This window comes from Sphingomonas sp. DMC6 (assembly GCF_056314225.1).
The window spans coordinates 601,076-613,469 of the sequence record NZ_JBQUYT010000001.1; the positions used below are offsets into that span (position 1 = coordinate 601,076).

A 12,394-nucleotide genomic window follows, 5' to 3' on the forward strand; every position below is an offset into this window, starting at 1 on the left:
TCCCCCGCCGGGTTGCATTTTCTTCCCGTCGCTTAATCCTGCCTTCAGCTAGTCGATTGCATGGGGCCCCGATGGCGAATCGCGAACCAACTGCCGCGGCGGCACCGCGTCTACGCTGGCGGCGCTGGACCGCGATCCTTCTCGCAGTGCTGGCTGCAGCAATAGCGATTCTCTACTGGAGCGCCGGTTTCTTCGATACGAACCCGGTGCGCATATATAGGGCGGACGGCCCTTCACGGCATATGGCGGTCGTCTATTTTTCCGGCGATATGGGTCTCCACTGGGGTATGGGGCCCTATATTGTCGACGCGCTGACCGAGGCGGGAATCCCGGTCTATGCGGTGGGCATGCCGGCATTGTTCGGAAAGCGCCGCAGCCGCGCCGATGTCGATGCGCTGGTCGCCAATTCGGTACGCGATGCGATGCGCAGGATTGGCGCGACCCGCGTGATCCTGTCCGGCCAGTCGTTCGGTGCCGACATCGCGCGGGTGGGCATCGCCCATCTTCCCGCCGATCTTCGCCCCCATGTCGCCGCACTGGTGCTGGTGGTCCCTAGCGCCAGCGCCTATTTCCGCGCCGATCCGCTTAACCTCGCCTATCTCGGGACGCCCGACGTAGAATCGATCGAAGTCCGCGCGCTGCACTGGCTGCCCGTCACCTGCATCAGCGGCGCCACCGAAAGCGACAGCCTGTGCCCGACCATGCTTGGCGCGAATGTGCGGCGGATCGCCCTGCCCGGCGGCCATTATCTGCGCATGGACCATGACCTGCTGGTCCGAACCTTTTTCACTGCCCTTGCTCCCGTGCTGGGAGCGCAAGCTGCGCCGCATCGACCATGAAACGCACGCTCGCCCTGCTCGCCGCCGCGCCCCTTTCCGCCCCTGCTGGTCAGAGCGACGGCAATGACGCGGTGCTCGGCACCTGGCAAAATCCCCGCCACAGCATTGCGGTTCGCACCACCATGTGCGGCGAGGAGCTGTGCGGCACCATTGTCGCCGCCAATCAGGAAGCGCTGGAGGACGCCCGCGAGTCCGGCGTACAGAATCTGATTGGCACCCAGCTGTTGCGCGCCTATCGGCGGGATACGCCCAAGCGCTGGACCGGGACGGTCTATGTGCCTGATATGGGCCGCAGCTTCTATTCGCACATCCAGGTGGTCTCACCGTCCAAACTGCGTATTTCCGGCTGCATCCTCGGGGGTTGGATATGCAAGTCGCAGGAGTGGACCCGGCTGTAGAAGCGCCGGCGCTAGCAGAGAAAGGACCGATCGCCCGGATACGGCGATACAAGCGGCCGCTGCTGGTGCTGCTGGCGCTCGCCGTCGCGCTGCTGGGGTTTGAGGCGGTCCGCTCCATACTCGCACAGGTCAGGCTGCGCGATGTGCGCCAAGCGCTCCACCAAATCGGCGGCGACCGCCTTGGGATCGCCATCGCGCTCACCACCTGTTCCTATCTGCTGCTAACGCTCTACGACTGGTTCGCGGTGCGCACGATCGGCAAGCGGCTCCCCTGGCGCACTGCGGCGCTCGCTTCCTTCACCAGCTATACGATCAGCCACAATCTCGGCCTGTCGCTGCTCACTGGCGGCACTGCCCGGCTGCGCGCCTATACCGCCGCCGGGCTGGACTTTACCGATGTCGCCCGGATCACGCTGATCGCCTCGGGCACCTTCTGGGGCGGCGTGTTCGCGGTGACGGCGGCGGCGCTGCTGCTCGGCGCGCAACCGCTGGCGGTAGCGGGGTACAGCATTGCCGCTTCGGTGCAGCACGCGATAGGCGGAGCGCTGGTGTTGGTCGCAATCGTCCTATTTGCCCTTCGCGCACGGGGATGGGCAACGGTGCGGATCGGCGAAGCGGTGCTCCCACTACCCACCCCGCAACTGATGGCGGCACAGATCGGTGTCGCGGCGCTGGACCTTGCCTGCGCTTCGGGCGCGCTGTTCGTGCTGGTGCCGGGCGCCGACCCGGCGCTGATCGGCAGCTTCTTCCTTGCCTATGCACTCGCGATCGTCGTCGCGCTGATCACCCATGTGCCCGGCGGGATCGGCGTGTTCGAGGGGACGATGCTGGCGCTGCTGCCGCTCGGCCGCAGCGAGTTGTTCGCCGCCCTCCTCCTCTATCGCCTCGTCTATTATCTGCTTCCTCTGTTGGTTGCCGGCGCGCTGCTCGTCGCGGTGGAGGGGAAGCGCCTGCGCCACCCGATCGCTGCTGGCCTGTCCGTCGCCGACCGGATCGGACAGGCGCTGGCGCCGCCGCTACTCGCGCTGCTGGTGTTCGCGGGCGGGCTGGTGCTGCTTGTTTCCGGCGCGCTGCCCCCCGCGCATGGCCGCATGCACCCGCTCCACAAGCTGTTGCCGCTGCCGTTCGTCGAAGGCTCGCACTTCGCCGCCAGTCTGGTGGGCACCGCGCTGCTGTTGATCGCCCCGGCCGTGCAGGCGCGGCTGAAGAGCGGCTTCCACGCCGCGCGGGTGCTGCTGCTCGCCGGCGCGCTGTTCTCGCTGCTGAAGGGTGTGGATTATGAGGAAGCGACGGTGCTGCTCGTTGTAGCGGGGATGCTGCAATATGCCCGGCCGGGCTTTTACCGCAGCGCCGGCATCGGCTCGGCGCCGGTCGCGCGCTGGTGGTGGGCGGCAGCGCTGATCGCGCTGGCACTCAGCGCCTGGGCGGGGTTCTTCGCTTATAAGCGGGTGCCGTACAGCGATGCGCTGTGGTGGGACTTCGCCTGGCGCGGCAATGCTCCCCGCTTCCTGCGCGCGACGCTGGGGGCGACGATGCTGCTCGTCGGCTGGGCGTTCTGGCGCCTGATGTCGGCCTCGCCGCACATCCGCGAGGGGCAGGAATTGTCCGAGGAAGTCGCCGAACGGGCCATCGCTGTCAGCAGCCGCGCCGATGCGATGCTCGCGTTCACCGGCGACAAGGACTTTCTGGTCTCCACTTCAGGCGACGCGTTCCTGATGTACCGCGTGCAGGGGCGTACCTGGGTCGTGATGGGCGATCCGGTCGGTCCCGAAGCGGCGTGGTCGGAACTGATCTGGGAAATCCGCCGCCGCTGCGATGCCGCGCGCGGACGGCTCTGCCTGTTTCAGGTCAGCGCGGCGATGCTGCCACTGGTGGTCGAGCTGGGCCTGCAACCGATGAAATATGGCGAAGAGGCGCTGGTCGACCTGCGCCAGGGCTATGCGCTGAAGGGCGCGCCCTACAAGTCGCTGCGCCACTGCGTGAACAAGGCCAATGCCGCCGGGCTAGTGTTCGAGGTCATCCCCGCCGCGCAGATGCCGGCCGCCCTGCCCGCGCTGCGCCGCGTGTCCGACGCATGGCTGGAAGGGAAACCCGGCGCGGAAAAGAGCTTCAGCCTGGGCCGGTTCGATCCTGACTATCTGGCCCGCTTCGATTGTGCGGTGCTGCGCCTGCACGGCGAGATCGTCGCCTTCGCCAATATCTGGGAGACGCCGAACCGCGAGGAGATGTCGGTCGACCTGATGCGCTATCTGCCCGGCACGCCCTATGGCGCGATGGACCTGCTGTTCGTCCGGCTGATGCAATATGGCGCGGCGCAGGGGTTCGAGCGGTTCAACCTCGGTATGGCGCCGCTATCGGGGCTGAAGCCGGGGCCGCTCGCGCCGATCTGGTCGCGGCTGGGCGCGGCGGTCTATGGCCATGGCGAGCGGTTGTACGGCTTTTCGGGCCTGCGTGCGTTCAAGGCGAAATATGAACCCGTCTGGGTGCCGCGCTATATCGGCACCAGTCCCGGCGTATCGGTGCCGCGCGCGCTGATCGACCTTACCGCGCTGGTCGGCGGCTGAGCCGGTCAGGCGAGCCCGGGTTCGCCCGGCACGCTGCCCAGCTCGCCCCGCGCCCGCGCCAGCCGGCCATAGACCAGCTCGAACAGCGGCGACGCCATCATCGTCGTCACGATCGCCATCAGCACCAGCATCGCGAACAGCGTGGGGCCGATAATCCCCTTTTGCAGGCCGATATTGATGATGATCAGTTCCATCAGCCCGCGCGAGTTCATCAACGCGCCGATGCCCAGCGCGGTGCGGTTGTCCTCGCCCGAAAGCCGCGCCGCCGCCCAGCAAGCGCCGAACTTGGCGAGGATCGATACTGCCAGCACCGCCAGCGTGATGCCGATCAGCGATACCGAATTGACCATGTCCATCCGCGTGTTCAGCCCCGAATAGGTGAAGAACATCGGCAGCAGCAGCACCACTGCCAGCGGCTCGATCTTGCGCTTCAGCTCGGCGGCGAAGCGCCCGCGCGGCATCACGGCGCCCAGGATGAAGCCGCCGAAGATCGCATGAATACCGATCGCGTCCATGAAGAAGGCGGACAGGCAGAACAGCGCCATGGTGATGCCGAGCACCGTCAGGCTCATTTCGCCGCTGCGCTCCACCGCCGCGCCCAGCGGGGCCAGCAGCCGCCGGCCGACCAGCACCAGGAACAATGTGTAGAGCAGGCCCCCGCCGATCGCGAGGATCGCCACGCCCGGCCCCGCCCCAAAAGTGGCCAGCACGATGGCCAGTACGCACCATGAACAGGCATCGTCGAAAGCACCCGCGGTCAACGACAGCGTGCCCAGCGACGATTCCGCCAGTCCGCGCTCGTTGATGATCCGTGCCAGCATCGGGAACGCCGTCAGCGCGATGCAGGCGCCCAGAAACAGCGTCGCGTTGAAGTTGGAAATGCCTGCCGCGAACAGGCCGGGTACGGTAACCAGCATCGGCGCGACAATCGCCGCCAGCAGGAACGGCACGGCTATTCCGGCGGCAGAAACGGTCATCGCACTTCGCGCCTTGGATCGGAAATGCTCGACCTGCAGCGTCGTGCCGACGAGGAACATGTACAGCCCCACGCCAAATTGCGCGCCGACATATAGGACGTTCTTCGTCTCCTTCGGGAAGATCGCCGCCTGCAGATCGGGGAAGAGCAGGCCAAGCAGCGACGGCCCCAGGATCACGCCCGCGATCATCTCGCCCACCACCTGCGGCTGGGCGAGCAGCTTCTGCCCCAGCCAGCCAACCACGCGGCAGGCGATCAGGATAACCGCGAGCTGCAGGAAGAAATGAATGCTGTAATCGCCCGGTGCGAAGCTCTTCGCGGCGCCTGCCGTCGCGGGGCCATGCGCGCCCAGCATTGTCGTAAGCGCGTGGACAAAGCTCTGCCAGACGTCTTCGTGCATCGATCGGTTCCCCCCTACCGCCTGCGCCTTCTCACGCGATGCTTGCGGTGTAACACAGCGATACTATTGGAATTTCGCTTTGGCGAGCCCCACCGGCCGCGTGCATCAGGAGATTGTCATGAAGGTCGCATTTCTCGGGCTGGGGCAGATGGGCTTCGGCATGGCATCCGCCCTGCTCGATGCCGGCCACAACGTCACCGTCTGGAACCGTTCGGCCGACAAGGCCGCGCCACTGGTCGAACGCGGCGCCCGACTGGCAGCCACGCCGCGTGCGGCAGCGGAAGCGGCCGACGCCGTGATGACGATGGTGGCGGACGATCTTGCGCTCGATGCGCTGCTGGATGGGCCCGACGGGATGCTCGCCGGCATGGCGCCGGGTACGCTCCACCTCTCGCACAGCACGATCGCCGTGGCGGCTGCCGACCGGCTGGCCGAATCGCACGCAGCAAAGGGCCATCGCTTCGTCTCGGCACCCGTTTTCGGCCGCCCGCCGGTCGCCGCTGCGGGCAAGCTCGCGGTCGTCGCAGCCGGTGCCTCGGATGCGATGGCGGCCGCCGCGCCGTTGTTCGAGGCGATCGGCCGCATTGTCTTCCCGATGGGTGAGACGCCCTCGGCCGCCAACCTCGTCAAGCTCGCCGGCAATTTCATGATCATGGCGACTGTCGAAGCCTATGGCGAGGCGATGGCGCTGGGCGAAAAGGGCGGCGTCGCCCGCGAGAAGATGCTGGACGTATTCGCCGGCACGATCTTTGACGGCGCCATCCACAAGGTCTATGGCCCGCCGATCGCCGAACGGCGCCACCGCCCGGCCGGCTTCACCGCGCCGCTGGGGCTGAAGGATATGCGACTGGCGAGTGAAGCCGCAACGGCGGTGGGGGCCCGCATGCCGCTGCTCGATCTGGTCCAGGCGCATCTGACAGAGACGATCGCCACCGAAGGCGCCGACGTCGACGTGACTGCCATGGCGGAGACGATCGCCAAGCTTTGAGGAGGGGGACGATAGTTTCCCCTCCCTGCAAGGGAGGGGATAAAGGGGTGGGTGCGCGCGTCTGCGCGCTGCACAGACTCTATACCTTGCCGAACGCGAGCCCGCCGCCTCGCGGCGGCGGACCCACCCCTAGCCCCTCCCTGCACGCAGGGAGGGGAATCTGTTAGCCTGACTGATTGCGACAGCCTCCATTCCTGGAAGCCCACCACAAGCAGCGCCGAATTCAAGACCAACGCCCTTCCCCGCCGCCCCGTTCGCCGATACAATTCCAACATGATCGATCGGCTTTTCCTCGCCCATCCGCGTAGCGTCGGCGAGAGCTATGGCGCCCATGCGGCCACTGCGGCGCGCTTCGGCATCACGATGATCACAGGGGGTGCCGCATGCCTCATCCATGCGGCGCTGCCCTTCCTGTTCGTCCGCACCGCCAGCGACTCGGTCAAGCGCCTCTATGGGGAGATGAAGGCCCGCCAGCCCGCCTTCGCCGATGAGAAGCCGGCCTTCACGGCGCCGGAATGGCAGATCGACTACGAAATCTGAGCCGGGGGGCCAGCACTTGATCGAACATGTCGCCATTATCGGCGCGGGCTTTTCGGGCACGCTTCAGGCCATCAACCTCATCCGCCATCACGGCCCGCGCGCCACGCTGATCGAGCGGGCGCCGGTGGCAGGTACGGGGCTCGCCTATGGCGCCGCCCACCCCTCGCACCTGCTCAACGTCCGCGCCGCGAACATGAGCGCCTTTCCCGACGATCCCGGCCATTTAGTCCGCTGGCTGGAGGCGCGCGGCGTGGAGAATACCGCCACCGCCTTCGTACCGCGCCGCGTCTATGGCGAGTATCTGCGCGAGATGCTGGCGCAGGCGCTGGCCGAGCATCCCGACCGGCTTCGACTCGTCCATGGCGCGGTACAGGATGTGACGTTCGACGCCGGCGGCGCCACGCTGCAGCTTGAGGGCGAGACGATACGGGCCGATGCCGTGGTGCTGGCGGTCGGCAATCTGCCCCCGCATGATCCGCCGGGCCTCGATCCCGCCACGTTGTCGGCCACCCGCTACAAGGGCGATCCCTGGGATCCGACCGCGCCCGAAGGCCTTGGCGATACCGACACGGTGCTGGTGATTGGCACCGGGCTTACCATGGTCGACGTAGCGCTGCTGCTCGAGGCCCGCGGGTTCGGGGGGCGGATCGTTGCGGTATCCCGGCGCGGCCTGTTGCCTCGCCCGCACGGGCCGGGGCAGGACTGGGAGAGGATCACCGAGCGCCCGCGCACGCGCGCGTCACTGCTTGTCCGCACTGTCCGTACCCGTGCCGAACAAGTCGGCTGGCGCAACGCCGTCGACGAGCTGCGCCCCTTCACCCAGCCGATGTGGGCGAATGCCAGCACGGCCGAGCGGTCGCGGTTCCTGCGCCACCTGCGCCCTTGGTGGGATGTGCACCGCCACCGGCTCGCGCCGGAGGTAGATGCCCGGCTGCACGCGCTGATCGATCGCGGCCAGCTGGAGGTGGTTGCTGCGAAGACGCTGGGCTTCACCGAAAGGGCCGAAGGTGTCGACGTGACGCTGCGCCGGCGGGGCCGTGACGCAACCGAAGTGCTGAACGTTCAGCGCGTCATCAACTGCACCGGCCCCCTCGGCGACCTTGGCCGCACTACCGAGCCGCTGCTCCAGAAGCTGGCCGCGCGCGGCCTGATCCGGCCCGACGCGGCGCGAATCGGCATCGATGTCGACAATCAGGGGCAGACGATCGGCGCCGACGGCCGGGCCAACCCCAGGCTCTATGCGCTGGGGCCGATGACGCGCGGCGCCTTCTGGGAAATCGTCGCAGTGCCTGACATCCGCACCCAGACCTGGGCGGTCGCCCGCCGACTTTCGAACGCCCACTGGGTCGGCGGCGAAGGGTTATGATGAATTAGTAACATTTGACACTAATTCCCGAGATGCGGTATCAGGTCGATCATGATCGATACCGCCAATCCGCTCGGCCTCAACGGCTTCGAGTTCGTCGAGTTCACCTCGCCCGATCCGGACGCCATGGCGCGTCAGTTCGAGCAGCTCGGCTTCGTTGCCAGCCACCGCCATCCGCGCAAGAACATCACGCGCTACAAGCAGGGTCGCATCAACCTGATGCTCAACCGCGATGATGCTGGCCGCGTGGCGGCCTTCCGCGGCGAGCACGGCCCCTCCGCCAGCGCGATGGCGTTCCGCGTCGCCGATCCCAAAAAGGCGATGGAATGGGCGCTCGCCCACGGCGCCAAGCCGACGGATGAGGACGACACCGTCATTCAGGGCATCGGCGGCTCCTACCTCTATTTCATCCAGGACGGCAGCGACCCCTACGCCGACTGGGCCGAGTTCCCCGGCTGGCGCGAGGCGGAAGCGAAGAACAGCGTCGGGCTGGACCTGCTCGATCACCTCACCCACAATGTCCGCCGCGGCCAGATGCGGGTGTGGAGCGAGTTCTACCGCACGCTCTTCGGCTTCGAGGAGCAGAAGTATTTCGATATCAAGGGCAAGGCGACCGGCCTGTTCAGCCAGGCGATGATCGCGCCCGACAAGGCGATCCGCATTCCGCTGAACGAGAGCCAGGACGACAACAGCCAGATCGAGGAATTCCTGCGCGAATATAAGGGCGAAGGCATCCAGCACCTGGCCCTCACCACCGACGACATCTACGACACCGTGGAGCGCCTGCGCGCGCGCGGCGTGCGGCTGCAGGACACGATCGAGACCTATTACGAGCTGGTCGACAAGCGCGTGCCCGGGCACGGCGAAGATCTCGAGCGGCTGCGCAAGAACCGCATCCTGATCGATGGATCGGTGGAGAATGGCGAAGGCATCCTGCTCCAGATCTTCACCGAAAATATGTTCGGGCCGATCTTTTTCGAGATCATCCAGCGCAAGGGCAATGAAGGCTTCGGCAACGGCAATTTCCAGGCACTGTTCGAGAGCATCGAGCTCGACCAGATTCGCCGCGGCGTCATCAAGGTCGACGCCTGACAGGTTCGGAGAGGGAGAGAGCCGGGGGTGCCGCCGCAGGAATAGTGGCATACCCCGGCCCCACTCTCGAAACGCTACGAGGCAACGGCGACAAGCCGGCATCCCCGCGAAGGCGGGTAGCCATTGGCGCTGATGGCGCGGCTCGACTCCCGGCGTGCTGGCAAATGGATTCCCGCCTTCGCGGGAATGACGATGGTTTGGGCGAGCGCATTGGCCCAGTTGCTATTGCTCCCCCTCAGAGGGGGAGGCGGAGGAGCAGGATGACTCACCACTATTTCCCCGGCTTCGGCAACCATGTCTCCACCGAGGCCGTGTCAGGCGCCCTGCCGATCGGCCGGAACAGTCCGCAGCGCCCGCCCTACGGCCTCTACGCTGAGCAGCTATCCGGCACCGCTTTCACTGCGCCGCGCGCCGAGAATCGCCGTAGCTGGCTCTACCGCCTGCGCCCCAGCGCCGAGCATCCGCCCTACCAGCCCTATAGCGGCGCGCCGGGATTCGGCGCCGGCGCCGCCGCCGGGCCGCTGGCGCCGAACCGGTTACGCTGGGATCCCCTGCCCCAGCCTTCGGCGCCGACCGACTGGATCGACGGCATGACGACCATGCTCGTCACCCGCGATCCGGCTGATCTGGAGGGCGTGGTAGTCCACACCTATGCCGCCAATCGCGACATGGACAATCGCGCCTTCGTCGACGCGGACGGCGAGTTGCTCTTCATCCCCCAAGCCGGCGCGTTGACTCTGCTGACCGAGCTGGGCCGCATCGACATTGCCCCCGGCCAGATCGCGCTGGTGCCCCGCGGCGTGCGGTTCCGGGTACTGCTGCCCGATGGCGAGGCACGCGGCTATGTCGCCGAGAATTACGGCGCGATGTTCCGCCTCCCCGATCTCGGCCCAATCGGCGCGAACGGCCTTGCCAATCCCCGCGATTTTGAGACGCCGGTGGCCTGGTTCGAGGATCGCGACGAACCGTTCGAGCTTGTGCAAAAGTCGTTGGCAAGCCTGTGGATAACTACCCTCCCCCACAGTCCGCTTGACGTGGTGGCATGGCACGGCAACCTCGCGCCCTGCCGCTACGACCTTGCCCGGTTCAACACGATGAACACGGTGAGCTTCGACCATCCCGATCCGTCGATCTTTACGGTGCTAACCTCGCCGAGTACCGTTCCTGGCCGGGCCAATGCCGATTTCGTGATCTTCCCGCCGCGCTGGATGGTGGCGGAGGACACGTTCCGCCCGCCCTGGTTCCACCGTAACGTGATGAGCGAGGCGATGGGACTCATCCACGGCGCGTATGATGCCAAGGCGGATGGTTTCGTCCCCGGCGGCCTTTCCCTCCACAACCTGATGGCGGGCCACGGACCGGACGTTGCGAGTTGGCGCGGCGCGACCGACGCAGAATTGCAGCCGCACAAGATCGACGACACCATGGCCTTCATGGTCGAGACCTGCTGGCCCTACCGCCCCACCGACTATGCAGCCGCACATGCCCAGCCCGACTATGATGCGGTGTGGGAGGGCTTTCCGAAAGCGCGGTTGCCGTGAGGCAGTACCCGAACGCAGTCTGCGTTCCCCTCCCGCTTGCGGGAGGGGTTGGGGGAGGGAACAACGTGGTAGAAACGGCGCGACGGTCCACCCCCTCCCCTAGCCCTTCCCGCAAGCGGAAGGGGAACGCGAACCGTAAAGCGTTGGGAACCCTTCGCCCCGCATGACCGAACGCCTCACCACCACCCCCGCCGGTGTCACCCTCGGCCCGCTGGACCTGATCCCCGACGGCACCGCCCGCAATTTCGTGCTGGAAATGCGCGCCGGCCGTTTCCACGGCTTCGTCGTTCGCCGGGGCGCGGCAGTTTTTGGCTATGTCGATCGCTGCGCGCACATGGCCGTGCCACTTACGCAACAGCTCGACGCCTATCTCACCCCCGACGGCGGCCATATCCAGTGCAGTTGGCACGGCGCGCTTTACACCGTGGAGGACGGGCGCTGCGTCGGCGGCCCTTGCGTTGGCGCGCGGCTGCTTCCATGGCCTGTACGCATAATCGACGGCATGATCGTGACCGTTGGAGAGGAACCGCAATGACCCCCGATTTCGATTTCGCCCTGGGCGATTCCGCCGACATGATCCGCGAAACCACCGCCCGCTTCGCCCGCGATCGGATCGCGCCGCTCGCCGCCCGGATCGACGCCGAGGACTGGTTCCCGCGCGACGAGCTCTGGCCGGCGATGGGCGAACTGGGCCTGCATGGCATCACAGTTCCGGAGGCCGATGGCGGCCTGGGCCTCGGCTATCTCGAACATGTCATTGCATGCGAGGAAGTGGCCCGCGCTTCTGCCTCGATCGGGCTGAGCTATGGCGCACATTCGAACCTCTGCATCAACCAGATCGCCCGCTGGGCCAATGCCGAGCAGAAAGCCAAATACCTTCCGAAGCTGATCTCCGGAGAGCATGTCGGCAGCCTGGCCATGTCCGAGGCCGGTGCAGGATCGGACGTCGTTTCGATGAAGCTGAAGGCGGATAAGACCGATCGCGGCTACGTGCTGAACGGCACCAAATTCTGGATCACCAACGCGGCGTATGCCGACACGCTCGTCGTCTACGCGAAGACCGGCGAAGGCTCGCGCGGCATCACCACCTTCCTGATCGAGAAGGACATGCCCGGCTTCGCGATCGGCCAGAAGATCGACAAGATGGGCATGCGCGGCTCGCCCACCGCCGAACTCGTCTTCACCGATTGCGAAGTGCCGGAGGAAAACGTCATGGGTCCGGTCAATGGCGGCGTCGGCGTGCTGATGAGCGGGCTGGATTACGAGCGTACCGTGCTCGCAGGCATCCAGCTCGGCATCATGCAGGCATGTCTTGACGTGGTGTTGCCCTATGTCCGCGAGCGCAAACAATTCGGGCAGCCGATCGGCAGCTTCCAGCTGATCCAGGCCAAGATCGCCGACATGTATGTCGCGCTCAATTCCGCCCGGGCCTATGTCTATGCGGTGGCGCGCAGCTGCGATGCGGGCAGGACGACGCGGTTCGATGCGGCGGGCGCGATCCTGCTGGCTAGCGAGAACGCCTTCCGCGTCGCGGGTGAGGCCGTGCAGGCACTGGGCGGCGCGGGCTATACCAAGGACTGGCCAGTCGAACGCTTCCTGCGCGACGCCAAGCTGCTCGACATCGGCGCAGGCACCAACGAGATTCGCCGGATGCTGATCGGCCGCGAACTGGTGGGGGCGGCGTAATCCC

The 12,394-nt window shown here is 66.5% G+C and carries 11 protein-coding genes; 10 read left to right on the forward strand and 1 reads right to left on the reverse strand.

The window, feature by feature from the left end; genetic code table 11:
* Positions 1-71 precede the first annotated feature (71 nt).
* From ACT53M_RS02635 to mprF, 3 genes are read left to right on the forward strand one after another with little or no spacing between them, the layout of a single operon-like run.
* Positions 72-839, forward strand: coding sequence for an AcvB/VirJ family lysyl-phosphatidylglycerol hydrolase (locus tag ACT53M_RS02635; RefSeq protein ID WP_476231278.1), 768 nt, complete (start codon positions 72-74; stop codon positions 837-839).
* Entirely contained in the window at positions 836-1,237 is a 402-nt protein-coding gene (locus ACT53M_RS02640) for a DUF2147 domain-containing protein (RefSeq protein WP_476231280.1), read from the forward strand. Before ACT53M_RS02635 ends, ACT53M_RS02640 begins: the two co-directional genes overlap by 4 nt.
* Positions 1,207-3,801 carry a bifunctional lysylphosphatidylglycerol flippase/synthetase MprF gene (gene mprF, locus ACT53M_RS02645; RefSeq protein ID WP_476231281.1) on the forward strand — a complete coding sequence of 865 codons (2,595 nt, stop codon included), beginning with the start codon at positions 1,207-1,209 and terminating at the stop codon, positions 3,799-3,801. The genes ACT53M_RS02640 and mprF overlap by 31 nt, the downstream gene beginning before the upstream one ends.
* A gap of 5 nt (positions 3,802-3,806) precedes the next feature.
* Here mprF and ACT53M_RS02650 read toward each other — a convergent pair whose 3' ends face one another.
* Positions 3,807-5,177, reverse strand: a complete 1,371-nt coding sequence (locus tag ACT53M_RS02650) for a cation:proton antiporter (protein WP_476231282.1) — start codon at positions 5,175-5,177, stop codon at positions 3,807-3,809.
* Between the two features lie 118 nt (positions 5,178-5,295).
* On the opposite strand from ACT53M_RS02650, the gene ACT53M_RS02655 reads away from it, so the two are divergent.
* The 7 genes from ACT53M_RS02655 to ACT53M_RS02685 all read left to right on the forward strand — a co-directional run bounded on the left by ACT53M_RS02655 (position 5,296) and on the right by ACT53M_RS02685 (position 12,390).
* A complete protein-coding gene (locus tag ACT53M_RS02655; RefSeq protein ID WP_476231283.1) occupies positions 5,296-6,165 on the forward strand; it encodes an NAD(P)-dependent oxidoreductase in 870 nt (289 codons plus the stop codon).
* Positions 6,166-6,438: 273 nt separating this feature from the next.
* Positions 6,439-6,705, forward strand: a complete 267-nt coding sequence (locus tag ACT53M_RS02660) for a DUF6356 family protein (RefSeq protein ID WP_476231285.1) — start codon at positions 6,439-6,441, stop codon at positions 6,703-6,705.
* A gap of 16 nt (positions 6,706-6,721) precedes the next feature.
* A complete protein-coding gene (locus ACT53M_RS02665) occupies positions 6,722-8,071 on the forward strand; it encodes an FAD/NAD(P)-binding protein (protein ID WP_476231286.1) in 1,350 nt (449 codons plus the stop codon).
* 51 nt (positions 8,072-8,122) lie between these two features.
* Complete coding sequence (gene hppD, locus ACT53M_RS02670) at positions 8,123-9,163, forward strand: 4-hydroxyphenylpyruvate dioxygenase (protein WP_476231288.1); 1,041 nt, start codon at positions 8,123-8,125, stop codon at positions 9,161-9,163.
* Between the two features lie 260 nt (positions 9,164-9,423).
* Positions 9,424-10,704 carry a homogentisate 1,2-dioxygenase gene (gene hmgA / locus ACT53M_RS02675; protein WP_476231290.1) on the forward strand — a complete coding sequence of 427 codons (1,281 nt, stop codon included), beginning with the start codon at positions 9,424-9,426 and terminating at the stop codon, positions 10,702-10,704.
* Between the two features lie 163 nt (positions 10,705-10,867).
* Positions 10,868-11,239: a Rieske (2Fe-2S) protein gene (locus tag ACT53M_RS02680; protein WP_476231292.1), complete on the forward strand. Its 372-nt coding sequence runs from the start codon at positions 10,868-10,870 to the stop codon at positions 11,237-11,239.
* Positions 11,236-12,390 (forward strand): isovaleryl-CoA dehydrogenase, encoded by a 1,155-nt coding sequence (locus ACT53M_RS02685; protein WP_476231293.1) that lies wholly within the window; start codon positions 11,236-11,238, stop codon positions 12,388-12,390. Before ACT53M_RS02680 ends, ACT53M_RS02685 begins: the two co-directional genes overlap by 4 nt.
* Positions 12,391-12,394 lie beyond the last annotated feature (4 nt).

What these genes read in the sequence shown, in the direction of transcription:
- ACT53M_RS02635 (WP_476231278.1), top strand. Translation starts at nt 72, where the DNA reads ATGGCGAATCGCGAACCAACTGCCGCGGCGGCACCGCGTCTACGCTGG.
- ACT53M_RS02640 (WP_476231280.1), top strand. Translation starts at nt 836, where the DNA reads ATGAAACGCACGCTCGCCCTGCTCGCCGCCGCGCCCCTTTCCGCCCCT.
- mprF (WP_476231281.1), top strand. Translation starts at nt 1,207, where the DNA reads ATGCAAGTCGCAGGAGTGGACCCGGCTGTAGAAGCGCCGGCGCTAGCA.
- ACT53M_RS02650 (WP_476231282.1), bottom strand. Translation starts at nt 5,177, where the DNA reads ATGCACGAAGACGTCTGGCAGAGCTTTGTCCACGCGCTTACGACAATG.
- ACT53M_RS02655 (WP_476231283.1), top strand. Translation starts at nt 5,296, where the DNA reads ATGAAGGTCGCATTTCTCGGGCTGGGGCAGATGGGCTTCGGCATGGCA.
- ACT53M_RS02660 (WP_476231285.1), top strand. Translation starts at nt 6,439, where the DNA reads ATGATCGATCGGCTTTTCCTCGCCCATCCGCGTAGCGTCGGCGAGAGC.
- hppD (WP_476231288.1), top strand. Translation starts at nt 8,123, where the DNA reads ATGATCGATACCGCCAATCCGCTCGGCCTCAACGGCTTCGAGTTCGTC.
- hmgA (WP_476231290.1), top strand. Translation starts at nt 9,424, where the DNA reads ATGACTCACCACTATTTCCCCGGCTTCGGCAACCATGTCTCCACCGAG.
- ACT53M_RS02680 (WP_476231292.1), top strand. Translation starts at nt 10,868, where the DNA reads ATGACCGAACGCCTCACCACCACCCCCGCCGGTGTCACCCTCGGCCCG.
- ACT53M_RS02685 (WP_476231293.1), top strand. Translation starts at nt 11,236, where the DNA reads ATGACCCCCGATTTCGATTTCGCCCTGGGCGATTCCGCCGACATGATC.